17 protein-coding genes are annotated in these 18,719 nt (G+C 70.6%); 3 read left to right on the top strand and 14 right to left on the bottom strand.

Features of this window, described 5'->3' with window-relative positions; genetic code table 11:
* Window positions 1-114 precede the first annotated feature (114 nt).
* From ACFVHI_RS24755 to arc, 9 genes are all read right to left on the bottom strand, one after another.
* The gene (locus tag ACFVHI_RS24755) at window positions 115-498 is read right to left on the bottom strand and encodes an FKBP-type peptidyl-prolyl cis-trans isomerase (protein ID WP_063346909.1); all 384 of its coding nucleotides are present in this window, start codon (window positions 496-498) and stop codon (window positions 115-117) included.
* A 163-nt stretch (window positions 499-661) separates the two neighbouring features.
* Window positions 662-1,972: an FKBP-type peptidyl-prolyl cis-trans isomerase gene (locus ACFVHI_RS24750; RefSeq protein ID WP_380342778.1), complete on the bottom strand. Its 1,311-nt coding sequence runs from the start codon at window positions 1,970-1,972 to the stop codon at window positions 662-664.
* A 209-nt stretch (window positions 1,973-2,181) separates the two neighbouring features.
* Window positions 2,182-3,168, bottom strand: a complete 987-nt coding sequence (locus tag ACFVHI_RS24745) for an FKBP-type peptidyl-prolyl cis-trans isomerase (protein ID WP_380342776.1) — start codon at window positions 3,166-3,168, stop codon at window positions 2,182-2,184.
* A 135-nt stretch (window positions 3,169-3,303) separates the two neighbouring features.
* Complete coding sequence (gene pafA, locus ACFVHI_RS24740) at window positions 3,304-4,665, bottom strand: Pup--protein ligase (protein WP_063346911.1); 1,362 nt, start codon at window positions 4,663-4,665, stop codon at window positions 3,304-3,306.
* Between the two features lie 121 nt (window positions 4,666-4,786).
* Window positions 4,787-5,542 (bottom strand): proteasome subunit alpha, encoded by a 756-nt coding sequence (prcA, locus tag ACFVHI_RS24735; protein WP_063346912.1) that lies wholly within the window; start codon window positions 5,540-5,542, stop codon window positions 4,787-4,789.
* A 31-nt stretch (window positions 5,543-5,573) separates the two neighbouring features.
* Window positions 5,574-6,416, bottom strand: a complete 843-nt coding sequence (prcB, locus tag ACFVHI_RS24730; protein WP_380342771.1) for a proteasome subunit beta — start codon at window positions 6,414-6,416, stop codon at window positions 5,574-5,576.
* A gap of 163 nt (window positions 6,417-6,579) precedes the next feature.
* Window positions 6,580-6,798 (bottom strand): ubiquitin-like protein Pup, encoded by a 219-nt coding sequence (locus ACFVHI_RS24725; RefSeq protein WP_031069167.1) that lies wholly within the window; start codon window positions 6,796-6,798, stop codon window positions 6,580-6,582.
* A 174-nt stretch (window positions 6,799-6,972) separates the two neighbouring features.
* Window positions 6,973-8,484, bottom strand: a complete 1,512-nt coding sequence (gene dop, locus ACFVHI_RS24720; protein ID WP_380342767.1) for a depupylase/deamidase Dop — start codon at window positions 8,482-8,484, stop codon at window positions 6,973-6,975.
* A 230-nt stretch (window positions 8,485-8,714) separates the two neighbouring features.
* Entirely contained in the window at window positions 8,715-10,481 is a 1,767-nt protein-coding gene (gene arc, locus ACFVHI_RS24715) for a proteasome ATPase (protein WP_063346914.1), read from the bottom strand.
* 285 nt (window positions 10,482-10,766) lie between these two features.
* On the opposite strand from arc, the gene ACFVHI_RS24710 reads away from it, so the two are divergent.
* Window positions 10,767-11,072, top strand: coding sequence for a ferredoxin (locus tag ACFVHI_RS24710; protein WP_063346915.1), 306 nt, complete (start codon window positions 10,767-10,769; stop codon window positions 11,070-11,072).
* 13 nt (window positions 11,073-11,085) lie between these two features.
* Here ACFVHI_RS24710 and ACFVHI_RS24705 read toward each other — a convergent pair whose 3' ends face one another.
* The 3 genes from ACFVHI_RS24705 to ACFVHI_RS24695 form a co-directional block, all read right to left on the bottom strand.
* Window positions 11,086-11,691 carry a hypothetical protein gene (locus tag ACFVHI_RS24705; protein WP_079135481.1) on the bottom strand — a complete coding sequence of 202 codons (606 nt, stop codon included), beginning with the start codon at window positions 11,689-11,691 and terminating at the stop codon, window positions 11,086-11,088.
* Between the two features lie 125 nt (window positions 11,692-11,816).
* The gene (locus ACFVHI_RS24700; RefSeq protein ID WP_063346916.1) at window positions 11,817-12,776 is read right to left on the bottom strand and encodes a tRNA (adenine-N1)-methyltransferase; all 960 of its coding nucleotides are present in this window, start codon (window positions 12,774-12,776) and stop codon (window positions 11,817-11,819) included.
* Window positions 12,777-12,821: 45 nt separating this feature from the next.
* Window positions 12,822-14,042: a site-2 protease family protein gene (locus ACFVHI_RS24695; protein ID WP_063346917.1), complete on the bottom strand. Its 1,221-nt coding sequence runs from the start codon at window positions 14,040-14,042 to the stop codon at window positions 12,822-12,824.
* A 168-nt stretch (window positions 14,043-14,210) separates the two neighbouring features.
* On the opposite strand from ACFVHI_RS24695, the gene ACFVHI_RS24690 reads away from it, so the two are divergent.
* The gene (locus tag ACFVHI_RS24690) at window positions 14,211-15,119 is read left to right on the top strand and encodes a RecB family exonuclease (RefSeq protein ID WP_063346918.1); all 909 of its coding nucleotides are present in this window, start codon (window positions 14,211-14,213) and stop codon (window positions 15,117-15,119) included.
* Complete coding sequence (locus ACFVHI_RS24685; protein ID WP_063346919.1) at window positions 15,119-15,790, top strand: response regulator transcription factor; 672 nt, start codon at window positions 15,119-15,121, stop codon at window positions 15,788-15,790. The genes ACFVHI_RS24690 and ACFVHI_RS24685 overlap by 1 nt, the downstream gene beginning before the upstream one ends.
* 108 nt (window positions 15,791-15,898) lie before the next feature.
* On the opposite strand, the gene ACFVHI_RS24680 is transcribed toward ACFVHI_RS24685, so the two are convergent.
* Both ACFVHI_RS24680 and ACFVHI_RS24675 read right to left on the bottom strand, forming a co-directional pair.
* Window positions 15,899-17,518 (bottom strand): ABC transporter substrate-binding protein, encoded by a 1,620-nt coding sequence (locus ACFVHI_RS24680; protein WP_380342759.1) that lies wholly within the window; start codon window positions 17,516-17,518, stop codon window positions 15,899-15,901.
* Window positions 17,519-17,871: 353 nt separating this feature from the next.
* Window positions 17,872-18,573 (bottom strand): HAD family phosphatase, encoded by a 702-nt coding sequence (locus ACFVHI_RS24675; protein WP_350877998.1) that lies wholly within the window; start codon window positions 18,571-18,573, stop codon window positions 17,872-17,874.
* Between the last annotated feature and the right edge of the window lie 146 nt (window positions 18,574-18,719).

Genomic DNA, 18,719 nt, shown 5'->3' with positions numbered 1-18,719 from the left:
CGTCGGCTGCTTTATTTTTTAATATGAGACAGGGGTAACGATGTCCAAACGCCGCTACCTCCCCCGCCCGTGGGCCTACCCCGGTTGGGGTTTCGGCCCACGGTGTGGAACGACTCAGACGCCGATCAGGTCGACGACGAAGATCAGGGTCGAGCCCGCCGGGATGAGCGGGGTCGGCGACTGGTTGCCGTAGGCCAGGTGCGACGGGATGGTCAGCTCGCGGCGGCCGCCGACCTTCATGCCGGCGACACCGCGGTCCCAGCCCTTGATGACGCGGCCGGCGCCCAGCGGGAACGAGAACGGGGCGGTGCCCCGGTTCCAGCTGGAGTCGAACTCCTCACCGGTCTCGAAGGTCACGCCGACGTAGCGGACCTTGACGACCTGGCCCGACTTGGCCTCATCGCCGTCACCGACGACGATGTCGCGGATCTGCAGGTCCGCCGGGGCGTCGCCGATCGGGAAGTCGATCTCGGGCTTCTCGTTGAGGTTGACGCTCACAGTCCCTCTTCTCACGTTTCGCATTGCAGTCACGACCAAGCGGCGGGCGCCCGCACCCCCGGTCCGTTCCCGGACCACGGTACGGGCGCCCACCGCCCGGGGTGGTCCGGCCACGCGGCCGGACCTGAAGGTCACACGCACACCATTGTCACCCGAAAGTGGATCAGCCCTGACCGGCGTCCAGGATGTCCACCACGAAGACCAGCGGTGCGCCCGGCGGGATGTCGCCCTGGCCCTTGTCGCCGTACGCCAGCGCGGCCGGGATCACCAGTTCCACCCGGCTGCCGACGGTCTGGCCCACCAGCCCCTGGTCCCAGCCCTGGATGACCTGGCCACCGCCGACCGGGAAGGAGAACGCCTGGCCCTTGCTGAGCGAGGAGTCGAACATCTTGCCGTCCTTGAACAGCGCGCCGGTGTACTGGACGACGACCTTCTCGCCCTTCTCCACCGCCGGCCCGGTGCCCTTGATCAGGACGTGCGACTTCAGCTCGGTCGGGTCCTTCGCGCCGGCCACCGGGGTGATCTCGGCCGGCTTCTTGCCGTTGTCCTTGACCTGCGGGAAGTCCGCGGGCGGCGGCGTGACGGTGCCGCTCACCACGGAGTCGGGCGCGTTGGCGTTGCGGATGTCGATCACGAAGACCAGGTCGTCCTTCGCCCCGATCGACATGTCGGCCTTGCCCTGGGAGCCGAACGCGGCGGCCGGCGGGGCCACCACGAGGACCCGGCTGCCGGCCTTCTTCCCGACCACGGCCTGGTCCAGCGCCGGGATCAGCGCGTCGGTGCCGGCCTGGAAGATCTGCGGCTTGCCGTTGTTGTCGTACGAGCTCGGGATGTCCTTGCCGGTGGTCCAGTCCTTGGCGGTGTAGTCCACCGAGGTCCAGGAGTTCTTGTCCACCTTGGGGCCGGTGCCCTCGGTCAGCACCTTCACCACGAAGGAGCCGTCGGAGGCCTCGCCCGGCACCTGGATCTCGGCCTTCTTGCCGAAGTCACCGGTGACGGTGGGCAGCACCTTGGCGCTGTCCTTGATCGGCGGCACCGGGTCGGCGGTCGGCGTGGGCGGCGCGCTCTTGGCGGCGTCCGGCTTGGCGGCGGTGTCCGACTTGCCGTCCTTGTTCACCAGGTACAGCGTCACGGCGCTGCCGGCCAGCAGCACGGCCAGCACCGTGCCGAGGATCACGCCCAGCCGGCCCACCCCGGGCGGGTTCTCGTCGTACCCGGCCTCCGAGGTGTCGCCCCGACGCACGGTGGAGGCGAAGATCTGCGGGGTGTCGTCCGTCTTGGTCCCGCCCGAGGCCCGCGGCTGCTCGCCGGGCTGCGCCCAGCCGGCCTGCTGCTTCAGGATCGACGGCGGGACGACGATCGACTCGCCGTCCCCCGGGAGCGGGCCGCCGGGACGCGAGGCGGCCGGGTCACCCGCGGAGCTGTCGTTCGCCGCGGTGTCGGCCCCGCCCGGGCTCGGCGTCTTCTCAGTCATGACTCCCCATCCATCTCGCCACGAGGTCTTCCAGGTCTGCGACCGGCGTGCTGACTGCCGGTCTGCCGTCGCACCGTCCGCCCCGGACCTCGACGCCGGGCGGCGCCTGCCACAGTGCGAGGGCAGTATGACAGCTCAGGATGAGGGCGGACGCTTCGTTGTACGAGCGTCCGCCCAAGCGTACGGAATCCCAGGGGTGCGTGTCCGCCCTAAACAGCTTCCAGGATGTCGATCACGAAGACCAGCGTCGAGTTGGGCGGCACCGAGCCCTGCGCCTGGTCCTTGTAGCCGAGCGCGGGCGGCACCACGAGCAGGATCCGGCTGCCGACGGTCTGGCCGACCAGCGCCTTGTCCCAGCCCTCGATCACGCTGCCGGTGCCGATCTGCACCGCCTGCGCGCCCCCGTGCGTCCAGGAGGAGTCGAACTGCTGGCCGTTGTTCCAGAGCACCCCGGTGTACTGCACCACCAGGGTCTGCCCGCTCTTGACCTGCTTGCCCTCGCCCTTGATCAGCACCGCCTGCTCCAGGTCGGTGGGCGCGGCCTGCCCGGCCGGCACGGTGATCGCCACCGGGGCCTTGCCGTTGTCCTTGACCTGCGGCATCGTCGCCGGCGGCGGGGTCATGGCGCCGGTCAGCGTGGAGTCCTGTGGCAGGCTCTCCATGATGTCCAGGACGAACACCACGGTGTCGCCCTTGTTGACGCCGAGCTGGGTGCTGCCCTGCTCGCCGAAGGCCGCCGCCGGCGGGGCGACCACCAGCAGCCGGCTGCCGACCTTCTTGCCGATCACGCTCTGGTCCAGCGCCGGCACGAGCTGTCCGCTGCCGGCCTGGTAGAGCTGCGGCTTCCCGCTCGGGTCGTACGAGCTGGGCAGGTCCTTGCCGGTGGTCCAGTCCTTCGCCGTGTAGTTGACCGTCACCCAGTCGCCCTTGTTGACCGTCGACCGCTCGCCCTCGCTGACGGTGTTCACCACGAACTGGCCGCCGGGCTGGCCCTCCGGGAGGGTGATGGTGGCCTTGCTGCCGAAACCGCCCTCCGAGAGCGTGGGCATCGGCGACGCCTCGCCGACCGGCGCGGGCACCGTCGGAGGCGCGCTCGCCGCGGACGGAGTCGCCGGGCCGGCCGCCTTGGGCGAACTGCTGCAGGCGACCGCCAGCAGCAGGGGCAGGGTGAGTAGCAAACCGGCGGTGCGGCGCACGGTGGTCCTAACTGTCGATCGAGGTCGGCTCTCCTGACTTCGACGGACAGCGTATGCCCGGACGGTGTCCGGCCCCGGTAGACACCACCGGGGCCGGACACCGCCTTGATCACAAACCTGGGGCCCCCGCGGGGGTCACATCCCGGCGATCAGCTTCTCCACCCGCTCGTCCACCGAGCGGAACGGGTCCTTGCAGAGCACCGTGCGCTGCGCCTGGTCGTTCAGCTTCAGGTGCACCCAGTCCACCGTGAAGTCCCGGCGCTGCTCCTGCGCCCGGCGGATGAAGTCCCCGCGCAGCCGGGCCCGGGTGGTCTGCGGCGGGATGGACTTGGCCTCGAAGGTCTTGAGGTCGGTGGTCACCCGCTTCGCCTGGCCCTTGCCCTGGAGCAGGTAGAACAGGCCGCGCCGGCGGTGGATGTCGTGGTACGCCAGGTCGATCTGGGCCACCCGCGGGTTGGACATGCTCATCTGGTGCTTCTCGCGGTAGCGCTCGATGAGCTTGTACTTCATGATCCAGTCGATCTCGGTGGCCACCTGGTCCAGGTTCTCGGTGCGGACGGCCTCCAGGGTCCGGCCCCACAGTTCGAGCACCTGGCCGATGGTGCCGGTGTTGATGCCCTTGCGGTCGGCGAACTCCAGCGCCTTGGTGTAGTACTCCTCCTGGATGTCCAGCGCGCTGGCCTCGCGCCCGTTGGCGAGCCGCACCTGGTGGGTGCCGGTGAGGTCGTGGCTGACCTCGCGGATCGCCCGGATCGGGTTCTCCAGGGTGAGGTCGCGCATCACCACGCCGGCCTCGATCAGCCGCAGCACCAGGTCGGTGGCGCCGACCTTGAGCAGCGTCGTGGTCTCCGACATGTTGGAGTCGCCGACGATCACGTGCAGCCGGCGGTAGCGCTCGGCGTCCGCGTGCGGCTCGTCGCGGGTGTTGATGATCGGGCGGGAGCGGGTGGTGGCGGAGCTGACGCCCTCCCAGATGTGCTCGGCGCGCTGGCTGACGCAGTAGACCGCGCCGCGCGGGGTCTGCAGCACCTTGCCGGCGCCGCAGATCAGCTGGCGGGTCACCAGGAAGGGGATCAGCACGTCGGCCAGCCGGGAGAACTCGCCGTGCCGGGCCACCAGGTAGTTCTCGTGGCAGCCGTAGGAGTTGCCGGCCGAGTCGGTGTTGTTCTTGAACAGGTAGACGTCCCCCGCGATGCCCTCCTCGTGCAGCCGCCGCTCGGCGTCGACCAGGAGCCCTTCGAGGATCCGCTCGCCCGCCTTGTCGTGCGTCACCAGCTCGGTCACGTCGTCGCACTCGGGGGTGGCGTACTCGGGGTGGGAGCCGACGTCGAGGTACAGCCGGGCACCGTTGCGCAGGAAGACGTTGCTGCTGCGGCCCCAGGAGACGACCCGGCGGAACAAGTACCGCGCCACCTCGTCCGGCGACAGCCTGCGCTGCCCGCGGAACGTGCAGGTCACGCCGTACTCGTTCTCCAGCCCGAAAATCCGGCGGTCCATGAGCACTCCATTCTGTGTCGGAGCTGTCCGAAACCGCCTCCACGACGACTGGGCCGCCGCAGGGGCACCGGAGTCCCGTACGGCCTCCTTCCGGCCGCCGTACGGGACTCCGCAGGCACTGCTACTCCGGCGCGGTGTCCGCCGGGTTGTCCTCGTCGTCCGACTCGGCGGACTGGTCGCCGTCGAGCAGCCGGGCGAGCTGGTTGCCCAGGATGCGCTTGAACTTGCGCTGCTGGAACCGCTGGCGGTCGAGGACGGCCACCTCCAGCTGCTCCGGGGTGAGGGCGCGCGGGCTGCCGCCGTTGGGGTCGCGGGCGAGCGAGTCCACGGCGGCCCGGACCACCTCGGTGAGGCCCATCCCGGCCTGGTGGCGCTGGCCCAGGTAGTTGCCGATCGAGTCGGCGTTGCCGCCGACCACGACGTAGTTCTTCTCGTCGACGATCGAGCCGTCCGGGGTGAGGCGGTAGATCTGGTCCTCGTCCGCGGTGCGGCCGACCTCGGCCACGATCAGCTCGACCTCGTAGGGCTTCTCGCCGACCGAGGAGAAGATGGTGCCGAGCGTCTGTGCGTAGACGTTGGCCAGGCCCCGGGCGGTGACGTCGGCCCGGTCGTAGGAGTAGCCGCGCAGGTCGGCGTAGCGGACGCCGCCGATGCGCAGGTTCTCGAACTCGTTGTAGCGGCCGACCGCCGCGAAGGCGATCTTGTCGTAGATCTCGGAGACCTTGTGAAGCGCTCTGGAGGTGTTCTCCGCGACGAAGACGATGCCGTCGGCGTAGGTGAGCACGACCACGCTGCGGCCGCGCGCGATGCCCTTGCGGGCGTACTCCGCGCGGTCCGCCATGGCCTGCTGGGGCGAGACGTAGAACGGTGTCGACACCGGCGGTCGTCCCTTTCCTGAGAGGTGATGGCTAGAGCAGCGGGGCCTGCGGGCCGTTGGGGTGCGAGCGGCGCTCGTCGGTGATCGCGACCGCGATCTCGGTGACCTCCGCGTCGGTGAGCCGGCGGAAGCCTTCCTCGGTGATCAGCGAGACGATCGGGAAGATCTTGCGGGCGAGGTCGGGGCCGCCGGTGGCGGAGTCGTCGTCGGCCGCGTCGTACAGCGCCTGGACGACCAGTGTGGCGGCCTGGTCGGCCGTCAGGCCGTCGCGGTAGAGCTTCTTCATCGAGCCGCGGGCGAAGACCGAGCCCGAGCCGGTGGCGGCGAAGCCGCGCTCCTCGGAACGCCCGCCGGTGACGTCGTAGTTGAAGATCCGGCCGCGGCCGAGGTCCAGGTCGTAGCCGGCGAACAGCGGGACGACCGCCAGGCCCTGCATCGCCATGCCCAGGTTGCCCCGGATCATGGCGGTGAGCCGGTTGGCCTTGCCCTCCAGCGAGAGCACCGCGCCCTCGATCTTCTCGTAGTGCTCCAGCTCCAGTTGGAACAGCCGGACCATCTCGATGGCGAGGCCGGCGGTGCCGGCGATGCCGACCGCGCTGTACTCGTCGGCCGGGAACACCTTCTCCATGTCGCGCTGGGCGATCACGTTGCCCATCGTCGCCCGGCGGTCACCGGCGATCACCACGCCGCCGTCGAACACCGCGGCCACGATGGTGGTCCCGTGCGGGGCCTCGATCACGGCCCCCGCGGGGAGCCCGCGGTGGCCGGGGATCAGCTCCGGCCGGTGCTCGGCGAGGAAGTCCACGAAGGAGGAGGACCCCGGGGTCAGGAAGGCAGCCGGTAGACGCCCGGTGCCACGAGTGTTGGCTTCCACACGATTCCTTCCAGGTAGCTTGAAGCTCGCGTTGCCCGCACCCTACCCGCCCGGAGATCACTGTCCACGCGCGCAGGGGGCCGGTGCCGGACGGCCGGGCGGCCCTCGCCGCCCGACCGCCCTCGACGGTCACGACCGTGAATTCCCGAATGCCGGGGACGGGCTATTGCCCGCCCTTCTGCACGAATCCACGGACGAAATCCTCCGCATTCGACTCGAGGACCTCGTCGATTTCGTCCAGCACCGCGTCGACGTCGTCGCTCAGCTTTTCCTGGCGCTCCTTGAGGTCGTCGGAATTCTGGGTTTCCGCGGCCTGCTCCTCGACCTCCTCGGAGGAGCGGTTCGCCCGCTGCTGGCCGCCGCCGGTGTCCTTGCTCGCCATTTCCCTCACCCCGCTCGATTCTTCTGGCACGGTTTGGTCGTTGCTTGCTGCACCGACCCTATACACAAGGTGCGACTGCCGCTCCCGGTTTGCCGGTGGCGCTTCCTGTCCAACACCCGCTGCCACCCCGGATGATTCCCATTCGGCGGACGTTCACCCATGGTGATCGAAAAGTTACCCGCCGGAGAGGACCCGCAGCAGGTCCTCCGCGGTGCGACAGCGGTCCAGCAGCTCCTTGACGTGGTTGCGGGTGCCCCGCAGCGGCTCCAGCGTGGGCACCCGCTGCAACGAGTCCCGGCCCGGCAGGTCGAAGATCACCGAGTCCCAGGAGGCCGCGGCGACGTGGTCGGCGTACTGCTCCAGGCAGCGCCCGCGGAAGTACGCCCGGGTGTCCTCCGGGGGCTTGGAGACGGCCCGCTCGACCTCCGCCTCGGTCACCAGCCGCTCGAAGCGGCCGCGGGCCACCAGCCGGTTGTAGAGGCCCTTGTCGGGCCGTACGTCGCTGTACTGGAGGTCAACCAGGTGCAGCCGCGGATTCTCCCACCCCAGGGCGTCCCGGCTGCGGTAGCCCTCCAGGATCTCCCGCTTGGCGATCCAGTCCAGTTGCCGGGAGAGCGACATCGGATCGCGCTCCAGCCGGCCGAGGACGTCCTCCCAGCGGGCCAGCACGTCCAGTGTCTGCTCGTCCGCGTCGGTGCCGAAGCGGTCCTCGACGTACTTGCGGGCCAGCTCGAAGTACTCCAGCTGGAGCTGGACGGCGGTGAGTTTGCGCCCGTTGCGCAGGGTGATCAGGTGCTTGAGCGTGGGGTCGTGGGAGACCCGGTGCAGGGTGCGCACCGGCTGGTCGACGGCGAGGTCGGAGGCGATGAAGGAGTCCTCGATCATCGACAGGACCAGTGAGGTGGTGCCCAGTTTGAGGTAGGTGGAGATCTCGGAGAGGTTGGCGTCCCCGATGATCACGTGCAGCCGGCGGTACTTCTCCGCGTCGGCGTGCGGTTCGTCCCGGGTGTTGATGATCGGGCGCTTGAGCGTGGTCTCCAGGCCGACCTCGACCTCGAAGTAGTCGGCCCGCTGGCTGATCTGGAAGCCGTGCGTCGAACCGTCCTGGCCGATGCCGACCCGGCCGGCGCCGGTGACCACCTGGCGGGAGACGAAGAACGGGGTGAGGTGGCGGACGATGTCGGCGAACGGCGTCGCCCGCTTCATCAGGTAGTTCTCGTGGGTGCCGTAGGAGGCGCCCTTGTTGTCGGTGTTGTTCTTGTACAGGTGGATGTTCTGCCCGTTGGGCAGTTCCAGCGCGCGCCGCGCGGCAGCGGCCATGATCCGCTCGCCGGCCTTGTCCCAGAGCACGGCGTCGCGCGGGTTGGTGACCTCTGGCGAGCTGTACTCGGGGTGCGCGTGGTCCACGTAGAACCGGGCCCCGTTGGTGAGGATGACGTTGGCCAGGCCGATGTCCTCGTCGGTCAGCTGGCTGGCGTCCGCCACCTCGCGTGCCAGGTCGAAGCCCCGGGCGTCACGCAGCGGGTTCTCCTCCTCGAAGTCCCAGCGGGCCCGCCGCGCCCGGTGCATCGCCGCCGCGTACGCGTTGACGATCTGGGACGAGGTGAGCATGGCGTTGGCGTTGGGGTGCCCGGGCACGGAGATCCCGTACTCGGTCTCGATGCCCATCACGCGCCGTACGGTCATGCGGCCCTCCTTGCCCGGTGCGCCGCCCCCCACGGGCGGAGCACGCCGACGTACCGCTGAACAACACCGGCGCCGGCGTTCTGCCCGCGATCGGTGGGTCGAGCCTAGAACCCGGCACCGACGGGCGGACCCCGAGACGCGCCGTCCGGCTGCGGGGCCGCGAGGCGCCACAGCCGGACGGGGTGCGTGCTGTTCCGGGGACCGCCGGGCGGCCCGGTCTCACCGTGTGCTTACAGGTACTGCCCCGTGTTGGCGACAGTGTCGATCGAGCGGCCGGACTCGGCGCCCTGCTTGCCGGTGACCAGCGTGCGGATGAAGACGATCCGCTCGCCCTTCTTGCCGGAGATGCGGGCCCAGTCGTCCGGGTTGGTGGTGTTCGGGAGGTCCTCGTTCTCCTTGAACTCGTCCACGCAGGCGGCGAGCAGGTGGGAGACGCGCAGACCGCGCTGACCGTGGTCGAGGAAGTCCTTGATGGCCATCTTCTTCGCGCGGTCGACGATGTTCTGGATCATCGCGCCGGAGTTGAAGTCCTTGAAGTACAGGACCTCCTTGTCACCGTTGGCGTAGGTGACCTCCAGGAAGCGGTTCTCCTCGGTCTCGGAGTACATCCGCTCCACGACCGACTGGATCATCGCGGCCACCGTGGTTCCCAGGGAGCCGTCGTGCTCCTTGAGGTCGTCCGGGTGGAACGGCAGCGACTCCTTGAGGTACTTGGAGAAGATGTCCCTCGCGGCCTCGGCGTCCGGGCGCTCGATCTTGATCTTGACGTCCAGGCGGCCGGGCCGCAGGATCGCCGGGTCGATCATGTCCTCGCGGTTCGAGGCGCCGATGACGATGACGTTCTCCAGGCCCTCCACACCGTCGATCTCGGCGAGCAGCTGCGGGACGATGGTGTTCTCCACGTCCGAGCTGACGCCGGAACCGCGGGTGCGGAACAGCGACTCCATCTCGTCGAAGAAGACGATGACGGGCGTGCCCTCGCTCGCCTTCTCCCGGGCCCGCTGGAAGACCAGGCGGATCTGCCGCTCGGTCTCGCCCACGTACTTGTTGAGCAGTTCGGGGCCCTTGATGTTGAGGAAGTAGCTCTTCCCCTGGGGGCGTCCGGTGACCTCGGCGACCTTCTTGGCCAGCGAGTTGGCGACCGCCTTGGCGATCAGCGTCTTGCCGCAGCCGGGCGGGCCGTAGAGCAGCACGCCCTTGGGCGGGCGCAGCTCGTACTCCTTGAAGAGGTCGGCATGCAGGTAGGGCAGCTCGACCGCGTCCCGGATCAGCTCGATCTGGTTGCTCAGTCCGCCGATCTGGCGGTAGTCGATGTCCGGGACCTCTTCGAGGACCAGCTCCTCGACCTCGGACTTCGGCACGACCTCGTACACGTAGCCGGAGCGGGGCTCCAGCAGCAGGGCGTCCCCCGCCCGGATGGTGAGCTCGCGCAGCGGTTCGGCGAGGCGCACCACCCGCTCCTCGTCGGTGTGGCCGACGACCAGGGCGCGTTCGCCGTCCTCGAGGATCTCCTTGAGGGTGACGATCTCACCGATGCGCTCGAAGGCCATCGCGTCCACGATGTTGAGGGCCTCGTTGAGCATCACCTCCTGGCCGCGCCGCAGTTCGTCGAGGGCGACGTTGGGGCTGACGTTCACGCGGAGCTTGCGCCCCCCGGTGAAGATGTCGGCGGTGCCGTCCTCGTTGGCCTCGAGGAAGGTGCCGAACCCGGCCGGGGGCTGTGCCAGCCGGTCCACTTCCTCCTTGAGGGCCACGATCTGGTCGCGGGCCTCTCGCAGGGTGGAGGCGAGCCGTTCGTTCTGGGCGGACACTCCGGCCAGGTTGGTCTGGAGCTCGACGATCCGCTCTTCGAGGATCCTCGAATTGCGCGGCGAGTCGGCGAGCTTGCGGCGCAGCACAGCGATTTCCTGCTCAAGGAACGAGACCTGAGCGGCCTCGTCGGAACCACGAGCGGGCCTGCCGGTGCTGCGGTTGTAGTCGTCATCGTGGGCTGCCACGGTCCTCACCTCCTCCGGGGAGCTGGACGCTTCCAGACCCTACCTGGGACCAGGGGTCCGTAAACCCCTAGATCAAGAAAGATGGAACGGGCGTGTCCGATCTTCGCCCCAGCGTGCTTCCCCTCTGCTAAGGGGATACCCACCGCTCACCACCCAAAGCGGGCCAGATGTATCGTCGAGCGAAGTGATATCCGATCGCGACCGGGCACCTGGGTCCGATCGTTGTACGAATGGCGGGATTGCCCCCGGAAAAGGGGCGACCCGGGACAGAAACGGCAGGGGACCATGTCGGTAACCGAGCAGACGGCCACGGCGGCCGAACAGCTGGAGGTGTGGATCGACCAGGATCTGTGCACCGGCGACGGCATCTGCGTGCAGTACGCACCCGAGGTCTTCGAGCTGGACATCGACGGCCTCGCCTACGTGAAGGGGCCGGACGACGAGCTGCGCCAGCAGCCCGGGCAGACCGCCCCGGTGCCGCTGACGATCCTTCAGGACGTGGTGGACTCGGCGAAGGAGTGCCCCGGCGACTGCATCCACGTGCGCCGGGTCACCGACCGGGTCGAGGTGTACGGGCCGGACGCGGACTGACGCGTCCTCCCCCTCAGGTCTGGCTGACCGGGGCGGCGGTCTGGGAGCGTTCCCAGCCGCCGCCCTTGCGCATCCAGGTGAGGTCGAGTGAGATGTCAGGGCGGAAGCGCGGCACCTCGTCGCTCGAATACCCCTGCGCGTGACCGGTGATGGCGCCGTCGGAGCGCAGCGCGAGCCGGCCGAGGGTGAGGTTCTCGCGCTCGGAGAGGAGCGTGGCCAGCACCACCGGGCGCTCGCCCGGGCCGAAGCCGAGCAGGTAGACGGCGTCCGGCGGCGTGCCGTTCTCGGCCGCGCAGTGCGCGGCGACGACCGTGCCGGGCCGCCCGTCGCCCAGGTCGGCCGGCATGCTGATGGCCGTCGCGACCGGGAACGGGCCGCAGTCGAGCGGAAGTTGGGCCTTGGCCGGGTCGGGGGCGGCGCTCGCCCCGAGGGCCTTGGGAGTGCCGTGCAGGGGCACCGGGGTGCCGGTCGCGGGGCCGGCGGCGAGGGCCGAGGCCACCACCGCGCCGCAGCCGGCCAGGGCCAGGGCCCAGTGCCAGGGGGCGGTGCGCGCGTGCCCGGGCCCGGTGCGGCCCCGCGGTGTCTGCTGTCCAGCCGTCGTCCCGACCGCGGTCTCCACCAGGCGTCCCCTCCAGTGCTCCCAGGAGCTGGTCTGCGTGCGCGAGCATCGTCCCACACGCCGACGGCCGAAATGCCGAGGGGTGGCACGAGCAGGCTCGTACCACCCCTGGGAAGCGATCCCGGTCAGCCCAGGTCGGGCTGCTCGGTCTCGACGGCGCGGGCGGCGGCACGGGCCGCGGCGCGCTCCCGCAGAGTCGACTCCGAGCCCCCGTTGTCGTAGTCCTCGCCGTACGCGCCCTTGGCCGGGCGGCGTCGGCGCAGCGGCGGCTCGACGCCGTCGGCGAGGCGGCGGGCGGTGAGCAGGAAGCCGGTGTGGCCGATCATCCGGTGGTCCGGGCGGACGGCCAGGCCCTCCAGGTGCCAGGTGCGGACCATGGTCTCCCAGGCCTGCGGCTCGGTGAAGGTGCCGTGGTCGCGCAGTGCCTCGACGGTCTTGGACATCTGCGTGGTGGTGGCCACGTAGCAGCAGATCAGGCCGCCGGGGACGAGCGCCTTGGAGGCGACGTCCAGGCACTCCCAGGGGGCGAGCATGTCGAGGATGACGCGGTCGACGTCGGCCTCGACCAGGTTGTCCTGGAGGTCGCCGACGGTGAGCTTCCACGCCGGGTGCGGCCCGCCGAAGTAGCGCTCGACGTTGCCCTTGGCGATGTCGGCGAAGTCCTGCCGGCGCTCGTACGAGGCCAGCATGCCGGTGTCGCCGACGGCGCGCAGCAGGTAGGTGGAGAGCGCGCCCGAGCCGACACCGGCCTCGACGACGCGGGCGCCGGCGAAGATGTCGGCCATGGCCAGGATCTGCCCCGCGTCCTTGGGGTAGATCACGGCGGCGCCGCGCGGCATGGACAGGACGTAGTCGGGGAGCAGGGGGCGCAGCGCGAGGTACGGGACGTTCCCCGTGGTGCGCACGACCGTACCCTCGGGGGCGCCGATCAGCTCGTCGTGCGGGAACGCACCCTTGTGGGTGTGGAACTGGTTCCCGGCCTGGAGCGTGAACGTGTAGTGGCGGCCCTTGGGGTCGGTCAGCTGGACCTGGTCCCCGACCTGGAAGGGCCCGCGTCGGCGGGTGGCACCGGTCGGTTCGGACATGCGGTCAATCCTAAGGGAAGCGGACGGTCCGCCCGACCAGAGTGATCACCGGCCGGCGACGGCGGCGGTGAGGCGCTGCTCGATGTCGGTGAGCGCGGCGACGCCGAACACCCGGCCGTCCGCCTCGACCACCAGGTACTCCCCGGCCGGGGTCGCCTGGACGGCGCGCAGCAGGTCCTCGCCGCCGAGGTCGGCGTCCAGCCGCAGGCCGGGTTCGAGGTCGCGGGCGAGCGGGCCGACGGCGACCCACGGGCGGCGGTGCTCGGGCACCGCGCGGACGGCGGACTCGCGGACGATGCCGATCGGGTCGCCCCGGCCGTCCACCACCACGACCGCGCCGGCCTGGGCCTCGCGGGCCCGGCGCAGCGCCTCGCCGAGCGGGGTGTCGGCGGTAACCTCGACGGTCCGGCGGGCGAGCTCGCGCAGCCGCAGGCCGGGCAGCACCTCCTTGAGCCGGGCGTTGCGCAGGCTCCCGGTGGCGCCGTTCCAGATGATCGCGGCGAGGACGGCGGCCAGCACCGCGTCCACCAGGGTGTCGGTCGTGGTGCGCTCGATCCCGCGGGCGGCGCTGAACAGCGGCAGGCCGATCAGCACCACGACGGCCAGCGCCCGGCCGACCCAGGCGGCGGCGACCGTACCGGTCATCGCCTTGCCGCTGATCGCCCAGACGACCGCGCGCAGCATCCGGCCGCCGTCCAGCGGCAGGCCGGGCAGCAGGTTGAACGCGGCGACCACCAGGTTGGAGACCATCAGCCCGGTGAGCAGCACCCCGGGCACCGTGGAGAGCTCCACGGCCTGCATCGCGAGGTAGAACACGCCGCCGAGCACCAGCGAGAGCAGCGGGCCGACGAAGGCCAGCCAGAACTCGCGCCACGGGCTCTCGGCCTCGTTCTCGATCTCGGAGACGCCGCCGAAGAACTGCAGCTGGATCCGCCGTACACCGAGCCTGTAGCGCAGCGCGACCAGGGTGTGAGCGAGCTCGTGCACCAGGACGGAGGCGTAGAAGGCGACCGCGAAGAAGAACGCGAGCAGGTAGCGGGCGGCGCCGAGGTCCGGCAGGACGTCGCCGAGCTGGCCGCCGAACACCCAGGTGATCAGCGCGGCGATGACGAACCAGGAGGGGGTCACGTAGATGGGCACGCCGAAGGGGCGGCCCACCAGGAGGCCGCTGCCGCGCTCGGGCGGCCTCGGCGGTCGCCCTGCCGGGCGGCCGCCGTCGTCCTGCGGTGGCTGGTCGGAGGTCTGCTGCCCCCTGCTGTCGCTCACCGTGATCCCTTCGGTCGTCTGCCCCGTCGTGCCCCGGTGCGCCCACGCTACGTGATCGCGGCCCTCCGGTGGCGTGCGGCCCTCTGTCAGGCTTCATACCCACTGTGCCGCGCGGTGTGGCAGCACCGTGGCAGCAGGATGACAGCGAAGGGCAATAGGGTCGGAGGCATGCAGCAGACCGACACCACCAGCGCCGCCGGGGCCCCGGCGCGCCCGGCGGCGCCCCCGACCGGCCTGTCCCCGTCCCGGGCGGGGGACTTCCTGACCTGTCCCCTGCTGTACCGGCTGCGGGTGATCGACCGGCTGCCCGAGCCGCCGAGTGCGGCGGCGACCAGGGGCACGCTGGTGCACGCGGTGCTGGAGCGGCTCTTCGACAGCCCCGCGACCGAGCGGACGCCGGAGCGGGCGCTGGGCCTGCTGCGCCCGCAGTGGGAGCGGCTGCTGGGCGAGCGCCCGGAGCTGGGCTCGCTGTTCCCGGACGATCCGGACGGCGCGGCGCTCGCCCGCTGGCTGGCGGACGCCGAGAAGCTGGTCGGCCAGTGGTTCCGGCTGGAGGACCCGACCCGGCTGCACCCGGTGGAGCGCGAGCTGTACGTGGAGACGGCCCTGGAGTCGGGGCTGCTGCTGCGCGGCTACATCGACCGGGTGGACGTCGCCCCGAGCGGCGAGGTCCGGCTGGTGGACTACAAGACCGGCCGGGCGCCCTCGCGGGACTTCGAGGGCAAGGCGATGTTCCAGATGAAGTTCTACGCGCTCGTGGTGTGGCGCTGGAAGGGCGTCGTCCCCAAGCGGCTCCAGCTGGTCTACCTCGGCGGGGGCGGGGACGTGGTCAGCTACGACCCGGACGAGGCCGACCTGCTCGCGGTGGAGCGCAAGCTGCGGGCGCTCTGGGAGCGGATCACCCACGCGGTGGCCACCGGGGAGTTCCCGGCGACCCGCAACCGCCTCTGCGACTGGTGCGACCACCAGGCCAGTTGCCCGGAGTTCGGCGGCACTCCCCCGCCGTACCCGCTGCCGCTGTCGCGTACGTCTGACGAAGACGATCCCACGGGGGATCAGATGAGCAAGGAGTCCTAGTGACGATCCGAGTGCTGCTGGTCGACGACCAGCCGCTGCTGCGCACCGGTTTCCGGATGATCCTGGAGGCCGAGTCCGACCTGGTCGTGGTCGGTGAGGCCGGCGACGGTCAGCAGGCGCTGGACCAGGTGCGGGCGCTGCAGCCCGACGTGGTGCTGATGGACATCCGGATGCCCAGGATGGACGGCGTCGAGGCGACCCGCAGGATCGCCGGCCCCGGGCGGGACGGCCCGGCCAAGGTGCTGGTGCTGACCACCTTCGACCTGGACGAGTACGTGGTGGAGGCGCTGCGCGCGGGCGCCAGCGGCTTCCTGCTGAAGGACGTCCCGGCGGAGGAACTGGTGCAGGCGATCCGGGTGGTGGCGGACGGCGCGGCGATGCTGGCGCCGAGCATCACCCGCCGGCTGCTGGACATGTACGCCACCAAGCTGCCCTCGGGCGAGGAGGCGCCGCCGCAGGCGCTGAGCGCGCTGACCGAGCGTGAGCTGGAGGTGCTGAAGCTGGTGGCGCGCGGGCTCTCGAACGCGGAGATCGCGGCCGAACTGTTCGTCAGCGAGACCACCGTGAAGACGCACGTCGGCCATGTGCTGACCAAGCTCCAGCTGCGCGACCGGGTGCAGGCGGCGGTGTACGCGTACGAGAGCGGGCTGGTGCGCCCGGGCGCCCTGTAGGGCGTGTAGGCCCTGTCCGGCCGAACGTGCCGACGGCCCGCCCGCCTTCCCCGTGCACCCAGGGGGAAGGCGGGCGGGCCGCCGTGTTGAGGGGTGTCGTCCGGTCGCCTACTTGCCGGCGCTGCGGCTGATCTCCCAGAAGCGGAACACGCCGGTGGTGTCGATGGTCGACTCGACGCCGGTGATGTACGAACGCGACGCGAAGAAGCCCTTGTTCTGGTACAGCGGGATGAGCGGCGCGTTCTCGGCGACGATCTGCTGGATCTGGGCGTAGCCGGCCACCGCGGCGCTGCGGTCGGCCTGCTTGAGGCCGTCCGGCACCAGCTTCTGGCTGATCCGCGGGTCGTCCCAGCCGTGGTGGTAGGCGCCGCCGTCGATGAGCAGCGGGGCGATGTAGTTGTCCGGGTCCGGGTAGTCGGCGAACCAGCCGATGAGGTACGCCTGGTAGCGGCCCTCGGACCAGCCGGCCCGGTACTTGTCCCAGTCCGGCTCCGTCTGGACGGTCACCTGGAACAGGCCGCCGGCCTCCAGCTGCTTCTTCAGGGTCTCGGGCTCGGCGCTGCCGGCCCGCGAGCGCGACCAGGTGAGGGTGAGCTTGACCGGGAGCTGGACCTTGGCGTCGGTGAGGATCTTCTTGGCCTTGCCGCTGTCCTGGTCGCCGTAGCGGTCGAAGAAGGCCGTGGTGTGGCCGGTGACGCCGGCCGGGACCATCGCGTACAGCGGCTGGACGGTCCGGGCGAAGACGTCGCGGGCGAGCGACTTGCGGTCGAGCAGCTGGGCGGCGGCCTGGCGGACGGCGACGTTGCCGGCGACCGGGTCCTTGGTGTTGAAGACCAGCGAGCGGGTGTCGTTGCTGTCGCCCTCGACGACCTGGAGGTCGGTCTTGCCGCCCTGCTGGTCGGAGTGCATCTGGGCGGCGGTGTTCGGGTCCAGGCTGTTGTCGGTGAGGTCGACGTCGCCCTTGTCCAGCGCGGCCTTCAGGTCGGCGGGCTTGTCGAAGTACCGGATGGTGAACTTGCTGTTCCGGAGCTTGGCCTCGCCGCTGTACTTGTCGTTGGGCACCAGGACGACCTTGCCCAGCTGCTTGGCGGTGTCGCCGTTGCCGCCCATGACCTCGACCGTCTCGAAGCGGTACGGGCCGGAGCCGATCAGCTTGTCGTTGGGGACGACCTTGTCGGCCGGGTAGGCCTGGTGGTCGAGGATGGCGCCGGCCGGGCCGGCCAGCTTGGCCGGCAGGGTGGCGTCGGGCGTGGAGAGGTGGAAGACCACCTCGGTGTCGCCCTTGGCCTCGACGCTCCTGATCGAGGAGAGCAGGGGGGCCGCGCCGTTCTGGTCGTTGATCTTCTTGGTGCGCTCGATCGAGAACACCACGTCGGCCGCGGTCAGCGGGTGGCCGTTGGAGAACTTCAGGCCGGTCCGCATGGTGCAGTGGTACTGGGTGGCGTCGCCCGCGGTGAACTCGCAGGACTGCGCGGCGTCCGGGGAGGGGGCGCTGGAGGCCGCCGGGAAGGTGAGCAGCGACTGGAAGGTGTTGCGCAGCAGCAGCCAGGAGCCGGAGTCGTAGGCGGCGGCCGGGTCCAGCACACCGGTGAGCTGGGTGGTGCCCATGACGATCGCCTTGCCGCCGTCCCCCTTGACGGCGTCGGTGACCGATCCGCAGCCTGCCGCCGTCACGGCGACAAGACCGGCGCAGCCGAGTGCTGCCAGGCGTTCAGCTGAAGTCTTCACGGGGCGCGTCCTTCTGGGTGCGGTCCGACCGGGGCCGGCGGCCCGCGTCGAGGGCGCTCCCGGTGCGGAAGGCGTGCGCGGGCCTGGCGCCCGTACGACCGCGGGCGGGACGGGGTTGCCCGTCGTCGGCGGTGGCAGGGCGCGAGGGAGGGGAACGAACTGAAGTAGCGTGCCATATCGAACACGCACGACCGATACCCGTGCAGATGACGTTTGGGACACGGTGGTTGAGGGCATCGCGAAACACCCGACGAGTTGTCAGGCAATGCCCTTTTTCTCCCCGGGCGGCCGTCGGCGGTGGCTGGATCCGGCCGCTTACCGGCGAGTAGAGCACCCTCGCAATGAGATGACAATCACACCCGCGAAGCGACCAGCGAGCGCAGCAGTTCAAGATCGACCTGCTCCAGCGAGGAGCGCACCAGCCGCCCCGGGGCCGGCTCGATCGGCGCCACCGAGGGCACCGCGACGACCGGGCAGCCCGCCGCCTCGGCCGCCCGCACCCCGGTCGGCGCGTCCTCGACCACCACGCAGCGGGCCGGGTCCGCGCCCAGCCGCCGGGCCGCCTCCAGGTACGGGTCCGGGTGCGGCTTGGTGCGCGGGACCTCGTCCCCGGCGATCGTGAAGGCGAAGTGGTGGGAGCCCAGCGAGCGCAGCACGATGTCCACCACGTGCCGGTGCGAGGCGGTCACCAGGACGGCCGGGATCCCGTGTGCGGCCAGGGTGTTGAGGAGGCGTTCGGCGCCCGGCATGAGCGGCACGCCGCCCGCCAGCAGGTCGACGAAGCGCTGGTTGATCAGCACCGTCAGGTCCGCCGGGGCGAGGTCCACCCCGGTGGTGCCGACCAGGTAGTCGATCACCCGCGTCATCGGACCGCCGACCACCTGGGCCCGGTCCTCGTCGGTCAGCGCGTGGCCCAGCTCGGCGAACAGGGTGACCTCGGCCTGCCACCAGAAGTCCTCGGTGTCCACCAGTGTCCCGTCCATGTCCAGCAGCACCGCCTGCAGGCCGCGGCCGTCCCCGTGGTCGAGGATCCGGGCGGCGGTGGAGGTGGTCATGGCGGGAGTCCTTCCGTCGGTACCCCCCGGGCGCGTTCGAGCACCCCCCGGGGATGGCGCGGGCCGGCCCGCTGGTGAGCGGACCGGCCCGTTCAGGATCATCCAGGATACGCCCGGTTCGCCCGAAAAGAGCGAACGGAACGAGG

Origin of the sequence: Kitasatospora sp. NPDC127121, assembly GCF_042677305.1 — a bacterium.
In the GTDB taxonomy this organism is placed as follows: domain Bacteria; phylum Actinomycetota; class Actinomycetes; order Streptomycetales; family Streptomycetaceae; genus Kitasatospora.
The sequence above is the reverse complement of the archived record's forward strand: the minus strand, read 5'-3'. Positions and strand labels throughout refer to the sequence as shown.

Bases quoted from the DNA above. Each gene is read 5' to 3' on its own strand.
- ACFVHI_RS24725 (WP_031069167.1), bottom strand. From the start codon at position 6,798: ATGGCGAGCAAGGACACCGGCGGCGGCCAGCAGCGGGCGAACCGCTCC.
- ACFVHI_RS24675 (WP_350877998.1), bottom strand. From the start codon at position 18,573: ATGACCACCTCCACCGCCGCCCGGATCCTCGACCACGGGGACGGCCGC.
- pafA (WP_063346911.1), bottom strand. From the start codon at position 4,665: ATGGACCGCCGGATTTTCGGGCTGGAGAACGAGTACGGCGTGACCTGC.
- dop (WP_380342767.1), bottom strand. From the start codon at position 8,484: ATGACCGTACGGCGCGTGATGGGCATCGAGACCGAGTACGGGATCTCC.
- ACFVHI_RS24690 (WP_063346918.1), top strand. From the start codon at position 14,211: ATGCAGCAGACCGACACCACCAGCGCCGCCGGGGCCCCGGCGCGCCCG.
- ACFVHI_RS24750 (WP_380342778.1), bottom strand. From the start codon at position 1,972: ATGACTGAGAAGACGCCGAGCCCGGGCGGGGCCGACACCGCGGCGAAC.
- ACFVHI_RS24700 (WP_063346916.1), bottom strand. From the start codon at position 12,776: ATGTCCGAACCGACCGGTGCCACCCGCCGACGCGGGCCCTTCCAGGTC.
- ACFVHI_RS24710 (WP_063346915.1), top strand. From the start codon at position 10,767: ATGTCGGTAACCGAGCAGACGGCCACGGCGGCCGAACAGCTGGAGGTG.